Annotated in this window: 24 protein-coding genes and 1 tRNA gene; 17 read left to right on the forward strand and 8 right to left on the reverse strand. The window is 66.7% G+C overall.

What is annotated here, in order from left to right:
* Window positions 1–83 precede the first annotated feature (83 nt).
* Genes NS355_RS05335 through plsY form a run of 3 tightly spaced genes read right to left on the reverse strand, consistent with a single transcriptional unit; the run spans window position 84 to window position 2,261 of the window.
* The gene (locus NS355_RS05335; RefSeq protein ID WP_058744757.1) at window positions 84–587 is read right to left on the reverse strand and encodes a GNAT family N-acetyltransferase; all 504 of its coding nucleotides are present in this window, start codon (window positions 585–587) and stop codon (window positions 84–86) included.
* Entirely contained in the window at window positions 584–1,663 is a 1,080-nt protein-coding gene (gene dprA, locus NS355_RS05340) for a DNA-processing protein DprA (RefSeq protein ID WP_058744758.1), read from the reverse strand. Before dprA ends, NS355_RS05335 begins: the two co-directional genes overlap by 4 nt.
* On the reverse strand, window positions 1,656–2,261 hold the full coding sequence (plsY, locus tag NS355_RS05345; protein ID WP_058744759.1) for a glycerol-3-phosphate 1-O-acyltransferase PlsY: 606 nt from the start codon (window positions 2,259–2,261) through the stop codon (window positions 1,656–1,658). Before plsY ends, dprA begins: the two co-directional genes overlap by 8 nt.
* A 103-nt stretch (window positions 2,262–2,364) precedes the next feature.
* On the opposite strand from plsY, the gene murI reads away from it, so the two are divergent.
* Both murI and hemA read left to right on the forward strand, forming a co-directional pair.
* A complete protein-coding gene (gene murI / locus NS355_RS05350) occupies window positions 2,365–3,162 on the forward strand; it encodes a glutamate racemase (protein WP_058744760.1) in 798 nt (265 codons plus the stop codon).
* Window positions 3,163–3,317: 155 nt separating this feature from the next.
* Window positions 3,318–4,559: a 5-aminolevulinate synthase gene (gene hemA / locus NS355_RS05355; RefSeq protein ID WP_058744761.1), complete on the forward strand. Its 1,242-nt coding sequence runs from the start codon at window positions 3,318–3,320 to the stop codon at window positions 4,557–4,559.
* A 157-nt stretch (window positions 4,560–4,716) separates the two neighbouring features.
* Here hemA and NS355_RS05360 read toward each other — a convergent pair whose 3' ends face one another.
* On the reverse strand, window positions 4,717–5,265 hold the full coding sequence (locus NS355_RS05360; RefSeq protein WP_058744762.1) for a Uma2 family endonuclease: 549 nt from the start codon (window positions 5,263–5,265) through the stop codon (window positions 4,717–4,719).
* Between the two features lie 44 nt (window positions 5,266–5,309).
* Window positions 5,310–5,756: a hypothetical protein gene (locus NS355_RS05365; RefSeq protein WP_058744763.1), complete on the reverse strand. Its 447-nt coding sequence runs from the start codon at window positions 5,754–5,756 to the stop codon at window positions 5,310–5,312.
* Between the two features lie 118 nt (window positions 5,757–5,874).
* Between NS355_RS05365 and rpiB the strand changes: the two genes are divergently transcribed.
* The 5 genes from rpiB to NS355_RS05390 all read left to right on the forward strand — a co-directional run bounded on the left by rpiB (window position 5,875) and on the right by NS355_RS05390 (window position 9,248).
* Window positions 5,875–6,318, forward strand: a complete 444-nt coding sequence (rpiB, locus tag NS355_RS05370; protein WP_058744764.1) for a ribose 5-phosphate isomerase B — start codon at window positions 5,875–5,877, stop codon at window positions 6,316–6,318.
* Window positions 6,319–6,335: 17 nt separating this feature from the next.
* Entirely contained in the window at window positions 6,336–7,634 is a 1,299-nt protein-coding gene (glyA, locus tag NS355_RS05375) for a serine hydroxymethyltransferase (protein ID WP_058744793.1), read from the forward strand.
* Window positions 7,635–7,645: 11 nt separating this feature from the next.
* On the forward strand, window positions 7,646–7,837 hold the full coding sequence (locus NS355_RS05380; protein ID WP_058744765.1) for a hypothetical protein: 192 nt from the start codon (window positions 7,646–7,648) through the stop codon (window positions 7,835–7,837).
* Window positions 7,838–8,305 carry a transcriptional regulator NrdR gene (gene nrdR / locus NS355_RS05385; RefSeq protein ID WP_058744766.1) on the forward strand — a complete coding sequence of 156 codons (468 nt, stop codon included), beginning with the start codon at window positions 7,838–7,840 and terminating at the stop codon, window positions 8,303–8,305.
* A gap of 211 nt (window positions 8,306–8,516) precedes the next feature.
* A complete protein-coding gene (locus tag NS355_RS05390; protein ID WP_058744767.1) occupies window positions 8,517–9,248 on the forward strand; it encodes an RNA methyltransferase in 732 nt (243 codons plus the stop codon).
* A gap of 150 nt (window positions 9,249–9,398) precedes the next feature.
* Here NS355_RS05390 and NS355_RS05395 read toward each other — a convergent pair whose 3' ends face one another.
* Window positions 9,399–9,707, reverse strand: coding sequence for a chorismate mutase (locus NS355_RS05395; protein WP_058744768.1), 309 nt, complete (start codon window positions 9,705–9,707; stop codon window positions 9,399–9,401).
* A gap of 105 nt (window positions 9,708–9,812) precedes the next feature.
* Here NS355_RS05395 and NS355_RS05400 point away from each other — a divergent pair, with 105 nt between their 5' ends.
* The 8 genes from NS355_RS05400 (at window position 9,813) to aguB (ending at window position 16,633) form a co-directional block, all read left to right on the forward strand.
* Window positions 9,813–10,037: a hypothetical protein gene (locus NS355_RS05400; protein WP_042490487.1), complete on the forward strand. Its 225-nt coding sequence runs from the start codon at window positions 9,813–9,815 to the stop codon at window positions 10,035–10,037.
* Window positions 10,038–10,197: 160 nt separating this feature from the next.
* Window positions 10,198–10,812: a 30S ribosomal protein S4 gene (rpsD, locus tag NS355_RS05405; protein ID WP_058744769.1), complete on the forward strand. Its 615-nt coding sequence runs from the start codon at window positions 10,198–10,200 to the stop codon at window positions 10,810–10,812.
* 156 nt (window positions 10,813–10,968) lie between these two features.
* Window positions 10,969–11,664: a bacteriorhodopsin gene (locus tag NS355_RS05410; RefSeq protein ID WP_058744770.1), complete on the forward strand. Its 696-nt coding sequence runs from the start codon at window positions 10,969–10,971 to the stop codon at window positions 11,662–11,664.
* Complete coding sequence (locus tag NS355_RS05415; RefSeq protein WP_084787561.1) at window positions 11,664–12,524, forward strand: Brp/Blh family beta-carotene 15,15'-dioxygenase; 861 nt, start codon at window positions 11,664–11,666, stop codon at window positions 12,522–12,524. Before NS355_RS05410 ends, NS355_RS05415 begins: the two co-directional genes overlap by 1 nt.
* A 14-nt stretch (window positions 12,525–12,538) precedes the next feature.
* Window positions 12,539–14,170, forward strand: coding sequence for a M28 family peptidase (locus NS355_RS05420; RefSeq protein ID WP_058744771.1), 1,632 nt, complete (start codon window positions 12,539–12,541; stop codon window positions 14,168–14,170).
* Window positions 14,171–14,181: 11 nt separating this feature from the next.
* The gene (locus NS355_RS05425; RefSeq protein WP_058744794.1) at window positions 14,182–15,156 is read left to right on the forward strand and encodes an agmatine deiminase family protein; all 975 of its coding nucleotides are present in this window, start codon (window positions 14,182–14,184) and stop codon (window positions 15,154–15,156) included.
* Window positions 15,157–15,272: 116 nt separating this feature from the next.
* Window positions 15,273–15,725 carry a hypothetical protein gene (locus NS355_RS05430; RefSeq protein WP_056431983.1) on the forward strand — a complete coding sequence of 151 codons (453 nt, stop codon included), beginning with the start codon at window positions 15,273–15,275 and terminating at the stop codon, window positions 15,723–15,725.
* A gap of 59 nt (window positions 15,726–15,784) precedes the next feature.
* Window positions 15,785–16,633 (forward strand): N-carbamoylputrescine amidase, encoded by an 849-nt coding sequence (gene aguB / locus NS355_RS05435; protein WP_058744772.1) that lies wholly within the window; start codon window positions 15,785–15,787, stop codon window positions 16,631–16,633.
* A 132-nt stretch (window positions 16,634–16,765) separates the two neighbouring features.
* Here aguB and NS355_RS05440 read toward each other — a convergent pair whose 3' ends face one another.
* On the reverse strand, window positions 16,766–17,440 hold the full coding sequence (locus NS355_RS05440) for a uracil-DNA glycosylase (RefSeq protein WP_058744795.1): 675 nt from the start codon (window positions 17,438–17,440) through the stop codon (window positions 16,766–16,768).
* A gap of 22 nt (window positions 17,441–17,462) precedes the next feature.
* Here NS355_RS05440 and folK point away from each other — a divergent pair, with 22 nt between their 5' ends.
* Together folK and NS355_RS05450 are read left to right on the forward strand one after the other, a co-directional pair.
* On the forward strand, window positions 17,463–17,939 hold the full coding sequence (gene folK, locus NS355_RS05445; protein ID WP_058744773.1) for a 2-amino-4-hydroxy-6-hydroxymethyldihydropteridine diphosphokinase: 477 nt from the start codon (window positions 17,463–17,465) through the stop codon (window positions 17,937–17,939).
* A 20-nt stretch (window positions 17,940–17,959) separates the two neighbouring features.
* A tRNA-Lys gene (locus NS355_RS05450) sits at window positions 17,960–18,035 on the forward strand.
* A gap of 17 nt (window positions 18,036–18,052) precedes the next feature.
* Here NS355_RS05450 and NS355_RS05455 read toward each other — a convergent pair.
* The gene (locus NS355_RS05455; protein WP_244489566.1) at window positions 18,053–18,472 is read right to left on the reverse strand and encodes a DUF2721 domain-containing protein; all 420 of its coding nucleotides are present in this window, start codon (window positions 18,470–18,472) and stop codon (window positions 18,053–18,055) included.
* Window positions 18,473–18,493: the final 21 nt, after the last annotated feature.

Below are 18,493 nucleotides of genomic sequence, written 5' to 3' on the forward strand. Positions count from 1 at the left end.
CGTGTGTACGCGAGGATGGGGAGGGGGTCGGGGGGAGGTCAAGCGGGGTTGGATCGGAGGTGGCGGGGCGTCGAAGGCCACGTTCAGCGCGTTCGAACAAATCGCAGCGCCTCCCCCCGATAGGTCGGCCGGTCGTGCAGGACGTAGCCCAGCCGCTCCGCCAGCCGGATCGATTCAAGATTGGCGGGTGAGATGATGCACTGGGTCGCGGGCGGCGCATGATGCTCGTCCATCCAGCGATGCGCGGCGGTCGCCGCTTCGAACGCATAGCCCTTGCCATGCGCGGCGCTGGTGAAGACCCAGGCGGCCTCGGGCATGGTATTTAGCCGGGGCGTGACCTCTCGTCGGAAATCCATGAATCCGGTCTCGCCAAGATACTGGCCGGTTTTCCGATTCAGAACGGCGAACAGCCCGTGGCTGAACACCGACCAGTAGCCGATGAAGCGCAGCAGCCGCATCCACGCCTCCTCGCCGGTCATCGGCGTACCGGCATGGCGAACCACGACCGGATCGGCGACCATCGCGGCATAGGCGTCATAGTCCGCGACCGTGTAGGGGCGCAGGGTCAGGCGTTCGGTCTGAATCACGTCAGCGCCACCCGCCCGCCCGCATGGCGCTCCAGCCGTCCGGCCAGTTCCAGTTCCAGCAGGATCGTCTGGACGATGGCGGGCGGGCGGGCGCTCTGGCGGATCAGTTCGTCGACCGTCACCGCCACCGGGCCGAGCAGGTCGGTGACGCGCGCGCGATCGGCGTCGTTCGCCTCTTGCGGCGGCGGAGGCGTGTAGCGGTTCTCGGGCGCGCGGACCATGCGGGCGTCGATGGGGCGGATTTGTTCGAGGATATCGGCGGCCGACTGGATCAGCGTCGCCCCCTCGCGGATCAGCATGTTGCACCCCTGCGCGCGCGGATCGGCGGGGTGGCCGGGCACCGCCATCACCTCGCGCCCCGCCTCGCCCGCCAGGCGTGCGGTTATCAGCGAGCCGGAGCGCGGCGCGGCCTCGACCACGACGGTCCCTTGCGCCAGGCCGGCGATGATCCGATTGCGCGAGGGGAAGTGGCGGGCGAGTGGCTGCGTCCCCGGCGGCTGCTCGGCGATCAGCAGGCCGCGCGTGGCGACCTCCTCCTGCAACCGGGCGTTTTCAGGCGGGAAGGCGATGTCGATGCCGCTGGCGATGACGCCGATGGTGCCGCCCTCCAGCGCGCCGATATGCGCCGCCGTATCGATGCCGCGCGCCAGGCCGGAGGTGACGGGTACGTGCTGGGCCGCCAGGTCCTGCGCCAGCCCTCGGGCGAAACGGCATGACGCGGCCGAGGCGTTGCGCGCACCGACCAGCGCCACGCCGCCGCGCTGCGCCAGCCCGATGTCGCCGCGGATGATCAGCGCGGGCGGGGCGGTGTCGAGTTCGGCGAGCAGCGCGGGATAATCGGCCTCACCCAGCAGGACATGACGCGCGCCGAGCCGCGCGACCGCCTCGATCTCACGCGCGATCACCGCCGGCTCGGCGGCCTTGGGGGCCACGCCGCCGCCGCGCCGGGCGAGATGGGGCAAGGCGTCGAGCGCGGCCTGCGCCTCGCCGAAGCGCGCCATCAACTGCCGCCACGTAACGGGTCCGATGCCATGCGTCCGCAACAGCCGAAGCTGTGCGAACCGGGCGTCAGTCACGCTTCTTGCCGATACGGGGTTCGGTCCCGGCCAGCAGCCGCTCGATATTCGAGCCGTGCTTCCAGACGACGATCAGCGCCAGCGCGATCAGCAGCAGGACCAGGTCGAACCGGCCCATCACCGCCGCCGCCAGCGGTGCGCTGACCGCCGCCGTCATCCCCGCCACGGCCGAGATGCGCAGCGTGGCGAGCAGGCCCAGCCAGACGACCGCATAGACGAGACCCAGCGGCCAGTAGAGCGCGGTGACGACGCCCATCAGCGTGGCCACGCCCTTGCCGCCGCGAAACTTCAGCCAGATCGGATAGCAATGCCCGACGAACGCGGCGGCCGCCGCCAGCACTTCCTCACCGGGCAACCAGTGGCGGACCAGCAAGACGGCGGCGACACCCTTCAGCAAGTCGAGGATCAGCGTCGCGGCGGCCAGGCCCTTGCGGCCGGTGCGCAGGACGTTGGTCGCGCCGATATTGCCCGACCCGATGCTGCGCAGATCGCCCGCGCCCGCCGCGCGGGTCAGGATGATTCCGAAGGGAATCGATCCCAGCAGATAGCCGATCAGCAAGGCCCAGGTGGGCGGCCCCCAGATGATTTCGGTCGGCAATAGTCTTCCCCTGTGCTCCGGGACAGATATAGAACATGCGTGCTGGCCTGTCCAATCCGGCGCGGCTCTGGTTTCGATGCTGCGGGACGTCTAAGGGGCGGATATGAGCGATGCGCGTCCCATCCTGTTCTTCGACTCCGGTGTGGGCGGGCTGTCGATCGCGGGGCCCGCGCGCGCCGCCCTGCCAAGCGCGCCCTTCGTCTATGTCGCCGATAGTGCGGGCTTTCCTTACGGCGAGAAGACCGAGAACGAGATCGCAGGTCGGGTGCCCGCGCTGCTCGGGCGACTGGCGGAGCGGTATCGGCCGCGCCTGATCGTGATCGCGTGCAACACGGCCTCGACCATCGCGCTGCCCGCGGTGCGGGCGGCGCTGGACCTGCCCGTCGTGGGGACCGTGCCCGCGATCAAACCGGCGGCGGCGATGAGCGGGACGCGCACCATCGGCGTGCTCGGCACCCGCGCGACCGTGCGGCAGGCCTATGTCGACGATCTGGCCGCGCGCTTCGCCGGTGACTGCCGGGTGATCCGGCACGGCTCGGCCGAACTGGTCGAACTGGCTGAGGCGAAGCTGCGCGGCGAGACGCTGGCACCCGAATCCTTCGCGGCGGTGCTGAACGGGCTGTTCGGGCAAGAGGGGGGCGAATCGATCGATGTCATCGTCAATGCCTGCACCCATTTCCCGCTGGTCGAGGCGGAACTGGCGGCGGCGGCACCGCATGCGGTGCGCTTCGTCGATGGCGGACCAGGCATCGCGCGGCGAATCGCGTTTTTGACGCACGGACAGGACTGGCCCGCCGATCGGGGCGAGGGCGTGGCCGTATTCACGCGACTTGGGCCCCGGGAGCAGGCACTCGCCCCCGGCTTGGCGGCGCGGGGCTTTGCGCGGATCGAGGCGCTGTAAGCCTGAACGGAGGTGGGGGACAAGGCTAGCGAGCCTGAGAACCACCCGCATCAGGAACCGATCGCCGCTTGGGACAATATGTCCACCATGATCGATCACAGTGAGCGCAGTTCCCGACTCGATTCATGCGCGGCTTGCGCCTACATTCCCGCTCCATGAGCATCGAAGGCACGGACGTGCGCGTGGATTATTCCCGCGTCTTCACCCAGGCGATCGACCGCCTGCACGCCGAGGGACGTTACCGCGTCTTCATCGACATCCTGCGCAACAAGGGCATGTTTCCCAATGCGCGGTGCTTTGCCGGGCATAACGGACCCAAGCCGATCACCGTCTGGTGCTCCAACGACTATCTGGCGATGGGACAGCATCCCAAGGTCATCGCCGCGATGGAGGAAGCGCTCCACGACGTCGGCGCGGGCTCGGGCGGCACGCGCAACATCGGCGGCAACACCCATTATCATGTCGATCTGGAGGGCGAACTCGCCGACCTGCACGGCAAAGAAGCGGCTTTGCTCTTCACCAGCGGCTATGTCTCCAACGAGGCGACGCTGGCGACCTTGGCCAAGATCCTGCCGGGCTGCGTGATCTTTTCCGACGAACTGAACCACGCTTCGATGATCGCGGGAATTCGCAATTCGGGCTGCGAGAAGCAGGTCTTCCGCCACAACGACCTGGCGCATCTGGAGGAACTGCTGGCGGCGGCCGATCCGGCGGTGCCCAAGCTGATCGCGTTCGAGAGCGTCTATTCGATGGAGGGCGATGTCGCCCCGATCGCGGCGATCTGCGACCTCGCCGACAAGTATAACGCGCTGACCTATCTGGACGAGGTCCATGCGGTCGGCATGTACGGCGCGCGCGGCGGCGGCATTTCGGAGCGCGACGGCGTCGCGCACCGGCTGACCGTGATCGAGGGGACGCTGGGCAAGGCGTTCGGCGTGATGGGCGGCTATATCGCGGCCGACCGGATGATCGTCGACGTGATCCGTTCCTATGCGCCGGGGTTCATCTTCACCACCTCGCTGTCGCCGGTGCTGGTCGCGGGCGTACTGGCGAGCGTGCGCCACCTGAAGCAAAGCTCGGTCGAGCGCGAAGGCCAGCAGGCCGCGGCCGCCAAGTTGAAGGCGATGATGACCGCGGCGAATCTGCCCGTGATGCTGGGCGAGACGCATATCGTGCCGGTGATGGTCGGCGATCCGGTCAAGGCTAAGAAGATCAGCGACATCCTGCTCGCCGAATATGGCGTGTACGTCCAGCCGATCAATTATCCGACCGTGCCGCGCGGCACCGAGCGACTGCGCTTCACCCCCGGCCCCGCGCATGACGAGGCGATGATGGCGGAACTAGTGTCGGCTCTGGTCGAAATCTGGGAGCGGCTCGAGTTGAAGATAGCGGCGTAAGGGGCTCCATCTTTTTCATTCTTCCCCGGCGAAGGCCGGGGCCCAGTTGCGGCGAAGCGGGTGGTGTGCGCGAAGCGATGCGAGCTTATCCCCACCAACGTTAGGGTAACTGGACCCCGGCCTTCGCCGGGGTGGTCGCAATGTTAAAGGCCCGATTTTAATCTAGTGTGATCGCCGCGTCGGTTCCCGGCACGGCCAATGGTGCGCCAAATCGCACCGTGTGGACGCTGCTATAGTCGCCCTTCACCGGATCGGCATAGACATGGACGACGCGGCGTATCCCGTCGATCACCCAATAGGACGGGATGTTCGCCTGGGCGTAGAGCATCCGCTTGAGCCCCATGTCACGGCTTTGCGTCGTCTGCGCGATCTCGACCACCAGCAGAACATCGTCTGGCGTCAGGAAGCGGTTCTCGGCGATCGGCTGGCGCAGCAGCGCGGCATCGCAGGCGACGACCGTCGAATCGTCGATAACAAGACCGGTTTCACCCAGGACCAGCGCGACGCCCACGGCCTGAGCGAGATGGAACACGACATTGGCCTGCGCGGCGGCATGGCCCCCCATGGGCGGGTTCATCCGTTCCAGTTCCCCGTCGATGAGTTCGACCTTCATGTCCTCGAACGCGCCGCTCTCGACCATGCGCAGGAACTCGGCGGTGGTGAAGCGCGCGCGGGTATCCGGGGAAAGGCGGGCCAGTTGGTTCACGGTCGCGATCCTATCATGGCGACGATAGCGAGCCTAGCCGCGCCTCACTTCTTGCAATAGCCCTCGCCCGCCTTCACCGTCAGGCAGTCGGTCTTACCCGCCAGATATTTCAGCCCGGTGGCATCGCCGTTGGTCGGGCGCAGCGTTTCGCGGACGCCGTTCCGCTCGAACACGATGGTGTCGCCGACCTGCTCGCCCCGGAACTCGCCTTTGTTGTCGAGGTCCCACTGCATCTCCATGCGGTAACGGTCCGGCGTCGCGGCGTGCCTGATGGTCAGGTACATGCCCTCCACCCCGACATAGCGACCGACATAATCGGGGGCCTTTTGCTTGGGCAGGCCGATGAAGGTCGCGCCGTCCCCCGCCGGGCCTGCCGTGGCGGCTGCGGTGGGCGTGTTCGTCGCGGCGGCGGCGTTCTTCACCTCCTCCGGCGTCTCGCGCGAGCAGGCGGTCAGGGCGGAGAGGGCGGCGAGGATCAGGATGCGCTTCATGGCGCGCAAAACCCCTCAACCCTGGTGCACGTTCCGTTGCGCGAAGGGGTAGCCATAGCCCGCGTGCGCGCGTAAAGGCGCGGGCATTCCATTCGACCCTGCCAGGAGCGCCCGTCCCATGCGCATCGCGATCGCATCCGATCATGCCGCCGTCTTGTTGAAGACCGTGCTGGCGGACTGGTTGCGCGACCAGGGGCATGAGGTGCTGGACCTCGGCACCGACGGCAATGCCAGCGTCGATTACCCAGATTTCGGCCGCGCGGTCGGCGAAGCGCTGGCCGATGGTCGCGCCGAGCGTGGCGTGGCGCTGTGCGGATCGGGCATCGGCATCTCGATCGCCGCCAACCGCAACCCCGCCTGCCGCTGCGCGCTCGTCTCCGAGCCGCTGTCGGCTGCGCTCGCCCGCCAGCATAACGACGCCAACGCCATCGCCATGGGCGCACGCGTCATCGGCGACGAAATGGCCAAGGCCTGCCTCGCAGCCTTTTTGTCCACCCCGTTCGAGGGCGGACGTCATCAGCGCCGTGTCGACATGCTGTCCACCGCGCCCGCCCAGAATTGAACGCCAAGGATACCCTCATGAGCACGCTTAACGACGTCCAGCCCGCCGGTTTCTTCACCCGCACCCTGGCCGATGCCGACCCCGCCGTCTTCGCCGGTGTCGCGCACGAGCTGGAACGCGAGCAGACCCAGATCGAACTGATCGCCAGCGAGAACATCGTCTCCAAGGCGGTGATGGAGGCGCAAGGCTCGGTCTTCACGAACAAATATGCCGAGGGCTATCCGGGCAAGCGCTATTACCAGGGCTGCGCGCCGTCGGACGAGGTCGAGCAGCTGGCGATCGACCGCGCCAAGCAGATTTTCGGCTGCGACTTCGTCAACGTGCAGCCGCATTCGGGCGCGCAGGCCAACGGCGCGGTGATGCTGGCGCTGGCCAAGCCCGGTGACACGATCATGGGCCTGTCGCTCGACGCCGGTGGCCATCTGACGCACGGCGCGAAGGCCGCGCTGTCGGGCAAGTGGTTCAACGCGGTCCAGTATGGCGTCGACCCCGAGACGCACCTGATCGACTATGACGAGGTCGCCCGCATCGCGCGCGAGTGCCAGCCCAAGATCATCATCGCGGGCGGCTCGGCCTATCCGCGCGTCATCGACTTCGCCAAGTTCCGCGCCATCGCGGACGAGGTCGGCGCCTATTTCATGGTCGACATGGCGCATTTCGCGGGCATCGTCGCGGGCGGACTGCATCCGACCCCGTTCGGTCACGCCCATGTCGTGACCACCACCACGCACAAGACGCTGCGCGGTCCGCGCGGCGGCATGATCATGACCAATGACGAGGCGATCGCCAAGAAGATCAACTCGGCGGTGTTCCCCGGCCTGCAGGGCGGTCCGCTGATGCACGTCATCGCCGCCAAGGCGGTCGCGTTCGGCGAGGCGCTGCAGCCGGAGTTCAAGACCTACATCGCGGCGGTCGTCGAGAACGCGCGCACGCTGGCCGCGACGCTGAAGGCGCGCGGCGCGAACCTGGTCGCTGGCGGCACCGACACGCATCTGGCGCTGGTCGACCTGACGCCGCTCGGCATCACCGGCCGCGACGCCGACGAGGCGCTGGAGCGCGCGGGCATCACCTGCAACAAGAACGGCATCCCCAACGACCCGCTGCCCCCGATGAAGACCAGCGGCATCCGCGTCGGCTCGCCCGCGGGCACCACGCGCGGCTTCGGCGTCGCGGAGTTCGAGCAGATCGGCCATATGGTCGCCGATGTGCTCGACGGTCTGAAGGCCAAGGGCGAACATGGGGACCCGGAGGTCGAGGCAAACGTTCGTGCCCGTGTGCGTGAGCTTTGCGCACGCTTTCCGATCTATCAGGGATAAGGACGTTTCAAATGGCCAAGTTCGACGAGAAGTTTTCCGAGGTGCAGAACGACATCAAGTCGACCCCGGGCCTCGGCAAGAGCATGGCGAAATGGGGCGCGCTCGGCGCCGTCGTCGCGATCCCGGTGCCGTTCGTCGGCCCGATCTTCGGCGCGGCGGCGGGTGCGGGCTATGCCTATCTCAAGGCCAAGAAGAAGATCTGAATGCGCTGCCCCTTTTGTGGCCATGAAGACAGTCAGGTAAAGGACAGCCGCCCCACCGAAGATGGGGCGGCCATCCGCCGCCGCCGCCAATGCGAAGGCTGTGGCGCGCGCTTCACCACGTTCGAGCGGATCCAGTTGCGCGAACTGTTCGTGCTGAAGAGCGAGGACCGGCGCGAACCCTTCGATCGCGAGAAACTGCTGCGATCCATCGCCATCGCGACCCGCAAGCGACCCATCGATCCGGTACGGGTGGAGAAGCTGGTGTCCGGCATCCAGCGCCAGCTGGAAACCAGCGGCGAGGGCGAGGTGTCGTCCAAGCGGATCGGCGAAATGGTGATGGAAGGGCTCAAGGGGCTGGATTCGGTGGCCTATATCCGCTTCGCGAGCGTGTATCGCGAGTTCGGTGAGGCGAAGGATTTCGAGGCTTTTGCCGGGACGGTCGAGGAAGTGGCGCCGCGGGGGGAATGAGCTGTGTGGCGGGCGTCGAAGCCCAAGGCAATCCCTTGTCCCAATCCCCACCCGCTACGAAGCCCTCGCCGCTGAACGCCAGATCAAAGGCTGGTCCCGCACCAAGAAGGCCGCGCTGATCGCATCGGACTGGACGGCGCTCACAGAAGCCGCGATACCGCGCGACGAACGTGCCCTTCGACGTCGCTCAGGGCGAACGGAAGATTGAATTGTGTCCCAGCCCCAGTCCCAGCCCCCCGTCATCGTCCTGGTCCGCCCGCAGCTCGGCGAGAATATCGGCAAGGCCGCGCGCGCCATGCTGAATTTCGGGCTGGTCGAGATGCGCCTCGTCACCCCGCGCGACGGCTGGCCCAATCCGCAGGCGGGGCCTGCCGCATCGGGCGCGGACATCGTGCTGGAACGGGCCAAGGTCTATGAAAGCGTGGCGGACGCGGTCGCCGATTGTGCGCAGGTCTATGCGACCACGGTACGCAAGCGCGGCGTGACCAAGCCGGTCGTGACCCCGGAAGAGGCGGCGCGCGAAATCCATGCCGATACCGTTGGTCGCGCGGCCTTTCTGTTCGGCCCGGAACGGTCGGGGCTGGAGACCGACGACGTCGCCATCGCGCGCAAGATCGTGACGGTGCCGATCAACCCCGAATTCGGCAGCCTGAACCTGGCGCAGGCGGTGATCCTGATCGCCTATGAATGGTCCAAGGGGATCGAACTGGCCCAGCCGCCCGAGGTCGAACTGCCCGAGGTCGCGCCGCAGGGCGAGCTGGACGGGATGATCGGCCAGTTGGAGGATATGCTGGAGAATGCCGGGTTCTTCTTCCCGCCCGACCGCACGCCGGCGAGCAAGCGGACGCTGCGCACCCTGCTGACCAAGCCCGGCTGGTCGAGCCAGGAGGTGCGGACGCTGCGCGGTGTGTTGTCGACACTGGCACGGCCGCGCCAGCGGTAAGGGGACAAATCCCCAACCTCCGTTCAGCCTGAGCGTAGTCGAAGGCCAAGGGTGGCATTGGCCACGATGCCCTTGCGGTAGCGGTTACGGCGTGGGCTTCGACTTCGCTCGGCCTGAACGGAGGTTGGGATGTGAAGGGTGGGAGGGAGCTTACCCCCGCGTCCGGTCGAACGCCGCCAGTTCATAGGCGATCGAGCCTTCGACCAGCACTTCCCAGATGTCGGCCACGACCGCTTCGGGGACGCCCAGGCGGCGGGCTTCGGCGCGGGCCTGGTCGATGACCTGGGTCTTGCGGTCCTCGTCGCGCACGCGGTCGCGGGTCGGTTTGATCCGGGCGGCGGCGTCCATATAGGCGAAGCGGCGCGCGAGCAGGGCGACCAGTTCGCGATCGAGCTGGTCCACGCCCGCGCGGACCTCCGCCATGGTGGTGCAATCGGGGCCGGCGAGAATCTGGGTCATGGATTATGGCTCTGCCGGGCGGCGTTCCCGCTGTCCAGTCCGGCTTGCCGATCGGGCCGCGCGCGGGATAGCATGGCGCCTGCGTTCCAATTGGGAGATAGAACGATGCTGACCACGTTGTTGCTGCTGGCCCTGACCGGGCAACAGGCCGAACCCGCGCCCGCGCCGGTGAAGGAAAAGAAGATCTGCCGGGTTCAGGAAACCACCGGCTCGCGCCTGTCGTCCAAGCGCATCTGCAAGACCCAGGCGGAATGGGACGAGATCGCGGCCAATGCGCGCAACGATGTGGAAAACGCCACCGGGCGGCTGAACACCGCCAGCGGTCGCTGATCGCCCGCTTCGCTTGACTTACGGCTGCGCGTCGTCTAGGCGCGCCGCTTCGCAATTGCCCCCGCATCCCGGTGAAGCGGTGGGCCTGCGCTTGTCCACCTAAAGGCTTGCATGGTGCGATACCGGGACCAACGTCGTTCGTAATTGCCAAGGATTACACATGTCGAAGCGTCAAAGCGCAAAGTACAAGCTCGATCGCCGTATGGGCGAGAACATCTGGGGTCGCCCCAAGAGCCCGGTCAACAAGCGTGAATACGGCCCCGGCCAGCATGGTCAGCGTCGCAAGGGCAAGATGTCGGACTTCGGTCTGCAGCTGCGCGCCAAGCAGAAGCTGAAGGGCTATTATGGCGACGTGACCGAGAAGCAGTTCAAGGCCTGCTATCAGGAAGCCGCCCGCATGAAGGGCGATACCTCGCAGAACCTGATCGGCCTGCTCGAGCAGCGCCTGGACATGATCGTGTACCGCGCCAAGTTCGCGCCGACGATCTTCGCTGCGCGCCAGCTGGTCAGCCACGGCCACATCCGCGTCAACGGCGTGAAGTGCAACATCGCGTCGCGCCGCTGCTTCGTCGGCGACGAGATCTCGCTGGGTTCGAAGGCGACCGAAATGGCGCTGGTCATGGAAGCACAGCAGCTCGCCGAGCGTGAAGTGCCCGACTACGTCACCGCCGACGGCAACGCCAAGGTCGCGCTGACCCGCATCCCGACCCTGGACGAGGTGCCTTATCCGGTGAAGATGGAACCGAACCTGGTCGTCGAATTCTATTCGCGCTAAGTTTCGGATCTTACCGAAGTTTCGGAAAGGGCGGTCCTTCGGGGCCGCCCTTTTTGTTTGCAATTCTAACATTTGTGTCATGCCGGATCGACAAACCCCATGCGCTGTTCAGGTGATGGGTCGGCCCACCGTCGCCCCTGAACCGGAGGGTTGCAGATGGATTGGATGGCGTTCCTGATCGGCTTCACGATCATGTCCCTGGCCTCGCTGGCCATATACGCAAAAGGCAGCAAGACGTCGCCGTCGCTGCATCACACATTGCTCCATGCCGCCGTGCCGTTCATCGCGGCGACGGCCTATCTTGCCATGGCCTTCGGCATCGGCACGCTGATCAACATCGACGGGTCGGTGACCTATCTGGCCCGTTATGCCGACTGGTCCGTCACGACGCCGATCCTGCTCGCCAGCCTGGTGCTGCTGGCCTTTCACGAGCGGGGCAAGACGGGCGAGGTCGGTGGGTATCTGACCGCGATCATCGTCCTCGACGTCCTCATGATCGTCACCGGTCTGATCTCGTCGCTGGCGCTGGTGCCCGTGTTAAAGTGGGTCTGGTATCTCTGGTCGTGCGCGGCCTTTGTCGGCGTGCTGTATCTGCTGTGGGGGCCGCTGCGCGTCCTGGCGGCCGAGCGGGGCGAAGCCCTGGGCACGGCCTATCGCAAAAACGTCGTGTTCCTGACGGTGATCTGGTTCCTGTACCCGATCGTCTTCCTGGTCGGGCCGGAAGGCTTGAAGATCATCAGCGATCCGATGTCGGTCTGGGCGATCCTGATCATGGATGTGCTGGCGAAGGTCGTCTACGCCTTCTATGCGGCCGCCAATCTGAAGACGGCGCTGCACGACCATCGCGCCTGATGACCCGTGCCCCGGCCATCGGCTGGACCATGTTGGTGGGGGCGGCGCTGGCCGCCTCCGCCGGTTCGTTGCCGATCCAGTTGGGCTTTGCGATCCTGGCCATCGGTGTCCTCGGCATGGCGCACGGGGCCAGCGATCTGGCGATCGTCGCGCCGGATCGGCGCCCCTTGTTCCTGTTCCTGTATATCTCTGTGTCCCTGATCTGCCTGATGTGGTGGACGGGGTATCCGCAGATTGCATTGCCCCTGTTCCTGGCGGCCTCGGCCATTCATTTCGGGGTCGAGGATGCACCCCGTGGTGCTCCGCTGGAACGGACGGCGCGCGGCATCTCGCTGGTGGCGACGCCGGTGATCCTGCATCGCGAGGGTTATGGCGACATCCTCGCCTTCGCGGCAGGCCATGACATATCGACGACCATGCTTTTCCTGCTGACCGTTGCCGGAGTCGGTGCGACGGCGCTGGTTCTGATCATGGCGGCACGGCGCCGCGACGGGCGCCTGTTGATCGGCACCGGCGCGTTGCTGGTCCTGCCGCCGTTGGTCGGCTTTTCGATCGGCTTTCTGGTTCTGCACGCGCTTCCGCAGACCGATCTACGGCGGCAAGCGATCGGTTGCGTCAGCCATCGCGCCTATCTTCGGGCGGTCGGCCCCATCCTGCTTGCGGCCCTTCTCATCGCGGCGGCGGCGGGGGCATTTTTCGTCTATCGCGAGGGGACCGGCGTCCGGGCCCTGTTCGCCGGTATCGCGGCCCTGGCCATGCCCCATCTGCTGGTGACACCATGGTTCGAGGAGCGGGCAGGCCGCCCCGTCGCACACCCTTGCCCCGCGATCGGCGGCCGGGCACAACATCCCCAAACATAAGAGGAATGCCTGTCATGCGCCGTCTGGTCCTGTTGTCCCTCCTCCTGTCCGGCACTGCGATGGCGCAGGACAAGCCCGCCATCTCGGTCGATACGCTGAAGACGGTCACGCAGACCCTGTCCTCCGACGCCTATGAAGGCCGTGCGCCGACCACCCCGGCCGAGGACAAGACGGTCGCCTATATCATCGACCGTTTCCAGAAGGCGGGTCTGAAGCCCGGCAACAAGGGCAGCTGGACCCAGGACGTGCCGATGGTCGAGATCACCGCCACCGATGTCCAGCCCTTCACCATCAAGGGCAAGGGTGCACCGATCCCGCTCGCCTATCGCACCGACATGGTCGTCGGCACCTATCGCGTGACTCCGCGCATCGACGTGAAGGACAGCGAGCTGGTGTTCGTCGGATACGGCATCACCGCGCCCGAAAAGGGCTGGGACGATTATGCCGGGGTCGATGTGCGCGGCAAGACGGTGGTCATCCTGATCAACGATGCCGACTGGCAGACCATGGGGCGCGAGGGGCCGTTCGAGGGCCGCGCGATGACCTGGTATGGTCGCTGGCCCTATAAGTTCGAGAATGCCGCCAAGCATGGCGCCGCCGCCGCGCTGATCGTTCACCAGACCGAACCCGCCGCCTATCCCTGGGCGGTGGTGCAGTCCTCCTGGACCGGGCCGCAACTGGAGCTGGACGAGCCGGGCGACCATCGGGACCAGAGCCAGGTCATCGGCTGGATTCAGGAACCGGTGGCGCAGCGCATCCTGAAGGCGGCGGGCAGGGACCTCGCCACGCTGACCAAGGCGGCGCAGCAAAAGGGCTTCAAGGCGGTGCCGTTGGGCCTGGCCCTCTCGGGCGGCTTCACCAACACCATCCGGCGCCAGGCATCGAAGAACGTCATTGGCGTCCTGCCGGGCACGACCGAGCCGGGCGATTACGTCCTCTATTCGGCGCATTGGGACCATCTGGGCCGCTGCGACGCGGTGGAAGGTGACGATATCTGCAACGGCGCGCTCGACAACGCGACCGGCGTGGCGGGGCTGGTCGCTCTGGCCGAGGCGCAGGCCAAGGCGGGCCCGGCCAAGCGGTCCATCGCCTTCCTGGCGGTGACGGCGGAGGAAAGCGGGCTGCTCGGTTCGGGCTATTATGCGCAGCATCCCGTCTTTCCGCTCGCCCGCACCGTGGGCGGGGTGAACATGGACGGGCTGAACGTCACCGGCCGGTCGAAGGATTTCGTGCTGGTCGGCAAGGGCAAGTCCGAGATCGAGGATATCGCCAAGTCGCTGGTCGGTGCGCAAGGCCGCTATATCGGCGAGGAGGCCAATCCCGAGCGTGGCGGCTATTACCGCTCCGACCATTTCTCGTTCGCCAAGCTGGGCGTGCCGATGCTCGATGGCGGGTCGGGGCAGGACAAGGTGATGGGCGGCGTCGCGGCGGGCAAGGCGGCGGCGGAGGACTATGTGGCCAACCGCTATCACAAGCCCGCCGACGAATATGACGCCAACTGGGATTGGTCGGGCGCCGTCGAGGATTTGACGGTCTATTATCAATTGGGCAGGACGCTCGCCGACCGGCCGGGCCTGTGGCCCAACTGGTATCCCACCGCCGAATTTCGCGGCATTCGCGATCAAAGCAGGAAGAACGTCCAGTGACCACGCCAACCGTGACCACGCCCCCGCCCGCCGAATGGGCCCCGCATGACGCCGTATGGATCGGCTTTCCCAGCCATCCGGAGCTGTGGGAAGAGGATCTCGACCCTGCGCGCGAGGAGGTGCTGGCCTTCGCGCGCGCCGTTCATGCCGATGGCCGGGGCGAGCGGGTGATCCTGGTCGCCGCCGATGGCGAGGCGGCCGATGCCGCGCGCGCGATGGCGGGCGACATGGCGGACGTCGTCGTCCAGCCCTTTGGCGATATCTGGCTGCGCGATACCGGCCCGATCGTCACCGGCGACGGCTCGGCCCGGCTGTTCCAGTTCAACGGCTGGGGCGGCAAGTACGACCTGCCCGGCGATGACACGGTCGGCGCGCGTCTGGCCGAGGATCGCGGGCTTTCCGCCACCCGCTGCGAATGGGTGCTGGAGGGCGGCGCGATCGACGGGGACGGCACCGGGCTGGTCGTGACGACTCGCCAGTGCCTGCTCAACCCCAACCGCAATCCCGACCTGCGGGAGGGCGAGATCGCCGAGCGGCTGGCCCATGACCTGGGTCTGACCCGGATCGTCTGGCTGGGCAACGGCCTGCTCAACGACCATACCGACGGCCATGTCGACAATCTGGCCCGCTTCGTCGGCCCCAACCGGGTCGCCATTCCCGAAGCCGCCGAGAACGACCCCAATTGGCAGGTCTATGCCGCCGCCAAGCGCGACGCGCAGGCCGCCGGGCTGGAGGTCGTCGGCATCCCGTCGCCGGGCCGCGTGCTGCGCGATGAAGAGGTCGTGCCCGCCAGCTACATGAACTTCTATATCGGCAACGCCGCGGTCGTGGTGCCGCTCTATGGCAGCGAGAATGACGATGCCGGGGTCGCCGCGATTCAGGCGATCTTCCCCGACCGCCAGGTCGTGGGCCTGCGCGCCGACGCGATCCTGACCGGCGGCGGCAGCTTCCACTGCATCTCGCAGCAGATTCCGACGATCGGCTGATATGTCTCCCTGGCCCGTGCTTCTTCGTCGAAGCGCGGGCCTTTCCCTTTACCGTGCATAAACCGTGGGTTGGCTAGGGTGGTACATTCACCCGTCCGGGATCGGAGCCCCACGTCTTGCAAGTCACCATCAATCTGCTCCGTGCGCAACACGAGGACATAGCGCGCGCCGTCGGCGTTCTCATGGCCCTGTTCGACCTGCGCTATGCCGAGGCCGCGCCGCTGCTGGGCCCGGCCCGCACCCGAATCGCGCAGGTCATCACCAAGCATCTGAAGAGCGAGGACGAACTGCTGCTGACCCCGCTGCGCGAACGGCGGCTGATGGCCAGCATTCCCGGATGCGAGGCGGTCGTGGTCGAGACCCGCGAACTGCGCCTGACCTATTCCAAACATATCGGAACCTGGACCGCCCGCGCCATCGAGGAACGGTGGAACGAATATGTCGGGGTGACGCGCGCGCTCAACCAGCGGTTGATGGCGCTGTGCGACCTGAAGATGAAAAGCTTCTACCCGGTGGTCCTGCGCTCGATCCTGCTCGATCCCGTCCCGGCATCCCGCCTGACGGCGTGACGCGGCTGGATGCGGAAGCGGGGTGACGCCCGCGTGCGGAGCCATTAAAGGGCGGGGCCATGACCCAGATCACCGTCGCCGCGCTGCAACTGGCCTTTACCGCCGATATCGACCGCAACATCGCCGAGGTGTCGCGCCTCGTCCGCGAGGCGGCGTCCCAGGGAGCGCAGGTGATCCTGCCGCCCGAGTTGTTCGAGGGCGAATATTTCTGCCGCGTCGAGGATGAGGGGCTGTTCACCAACGCCAAGCCGACCGCCGAGCATCAGGCGGTGCGCGCGATGCAGGAGCTGGCCGCCGAGCTGAAGGTCCATATCCCGACCAGCTTCTTCGAGGCGGACGGGCCGCATCATTACAACTCGCTGGCGATGGTCGACCCGGACGGCAAGGTCGCGGGCGTCTATCGCAAGAGCCATATCCCGGACGGTCCGGGATATGAGGAGAAATTCTATTTCCGCCCCGGCAATACCGGATTCAAGGTGTGGGACGGCCCCGCGACGAAGCTGGGCGTCGGCATCTGCTGGGACCAATGGTATCCCGAGACGGCGCGCGCGATGATGCTGATGGGCGCGGAAATCCTGTTCTATCCGACCGCGATCGGCAGCGAGCCGCATGACGACAGCCTCGACACCGCGCGGCTGTGGCGTCGTGCCATGGTCGGCCATGCCGTATCCAACGTCGTGCCGATCGTCGCCGCCAACCGTGTCGGTTGCGAGCATGGCCAGACCTTCTACGGCACCAGCTTCATCTGCGACGAGCGCGGCGACATCCTGGCCGAGCTGGACCGCGAGGAAGAGGGCGTGATCGTCGCCACCCTCGACATCGACCGGGTGAAGCGCCACCGCGCGGCGTTCGGCTTTTTCCGTGACCGGCGACCGGAACTGTACGGGCGGCTGGTCCAGGATATCTGAACCTAAATTCCTCCCCTGTAAGGGGAGGGGGACCATGCGCAGCATGGTGGAGGGGTGTCCCGCTCTCGAGAAGGTGACACCCCTCCGTCAGGGCTTCGCCCTGCCACCTCCCCTTGCAGGGGAGGAATAAGTTTACCCCCGCAACGCCATCGCCCGCGCGAACACCGCCTCGAACATCTCGGGCGTCAGTCTCCCGGTATTCTGGTTGTAGCGCGAGCAGTGGTAGCTATCGAGGATCACCGGCCCGCCGCCGGGCAGGCGATGTTCGGCCAGATGCGCGAATCGGGCCTTGGGCAGGCGGCCGCCCAGCGACTTAACGACCGATCGGTGCGCGATCTCGCCAAGCGCGATGACCACCGACAGCCGGGGCAGCGCGGTCAGTTCCTGTTCCAGAAACGTCCGGCACGTGCGAATCTCGTCCGGCGTCGGCTTGTTCTCGGGCGGCAGGCATTTGACCGCGTTCAGGATCACCGCACCCTTCAGCGTCAGCCCGTCATCGACCTTGGCGGCGAACTCGCCCTCGGCCAGACCGAATTTGGCGAGCGTGCCATAGAGCAGCGGCCCTGCGCCATCGCCGGTAAAGGGGCGGCCGGTGCGGTGCGCGCCATGCTTGCCGGGGGCGAGGCCGACGACCGCCAGCCAGGCGTCGCCATCGCCGAACGGCGGTACGGGGGCGTTCCACCAATTGGGATATTCGGCGGCGACGGTCTCGCGGACCTCGACCAGGCGGGGACAGAGCGGGCAGTCGCGCGGCGGCTGGATCGGGGCCAGGGGCGCCGGGATGACAGGAAAGGATGCGTCGGGCATCGCGCTCGGGTAGTCGCAGGGCATGACGACGACAAGCTATGCCATCGCACTGGGTTCCAACCGTCCGGGGCGGCATGGCGGCCCGCGCGATGAAATCCGCGCGGCGCTGGCGGCGTTGCCGGGCGTCCATGCGGTGTCGCCGATCCTGACCACCGCGCCGATCGGGCCGTCGATCCGCGCCTTCGCCAATGCCGCCGCGCTGGTCGAAAGCCCGCTGAACCCGCCGGCCATGCTGTCCATGCTGAAAGCCATCGAGCGCGATTTCGGGCGGCGGCGCGGGCAGCGCTGGGGGGCGCGGGTGATCGACCTGGACATCATATTATGGTCGGGGGGACGGTGGCGCTCGCCGGGGCTGGTCGTACCACACATCGCCTATGCCGCGCGCGACTTCGTGCTGCATCCGCTGGCGGCAATCGCGGCGGACTGGCGCGATCCGCGTGACGGGCGGTTTGTGCGCCATATGCGACATGGTGTTGACCGCAGGCGTCCGCGCCCCTAGGTCGCTTCCACCCCGATGGAGGGTCCGTAGCTCAGTTGGTAGAGCAAGCGACTTTTAATCGAGAGGTCCCGGGTTCGAGTCCCGGCGGACCCACCACCGGGATGATATACCGATCAGCCTTCGCCATGATCGTCGCGAAGTGCCCGCCCGGCGATCGTGATCTCCCCGACGAAACACGCCAGCCCCGCCACCGCGCAGATCAGGCCGCCGCCGAAAAAGAAGAACAGCACCCCCGCATGGCGCGAGTCGCGCAATGTCCCCAGGAACAGGGTGATAGCCGCGCAGCAGGTCATCGCGCCCGCCGCCGCGGTCAGCGTGACGGCGATGTCGAGGATCTTCGAGCGCAGGCGCAGGCGGCGCATCTCATAGCCGTTCGTCCGGCCATCCTTCTTCAATCCCTGGATCCGGTCGCTGATCCGCCCCAGGCGAGTCGCAAAGACGTTCAGCAGCGATCCCACGGCGGTCAGCAGGAAGATCGGCGTCAGGGCCAGTTGGATGACGCGGGCAGCAGCGTTCAGGGGGTCGGTCATCATGGCTCGCTTCTCGGACGATCC

The organism is Sphingomonas yabuuchiae (assembly GCF_001477495.1).
Taxonomy (GTDB): Bacteria; Pseudomonadota; Alphaproteobacteria; order Sphingomonadales; family Sphingomonadaceae; genus Sphingomonas; species Sphingomonas yabuuchiae_A.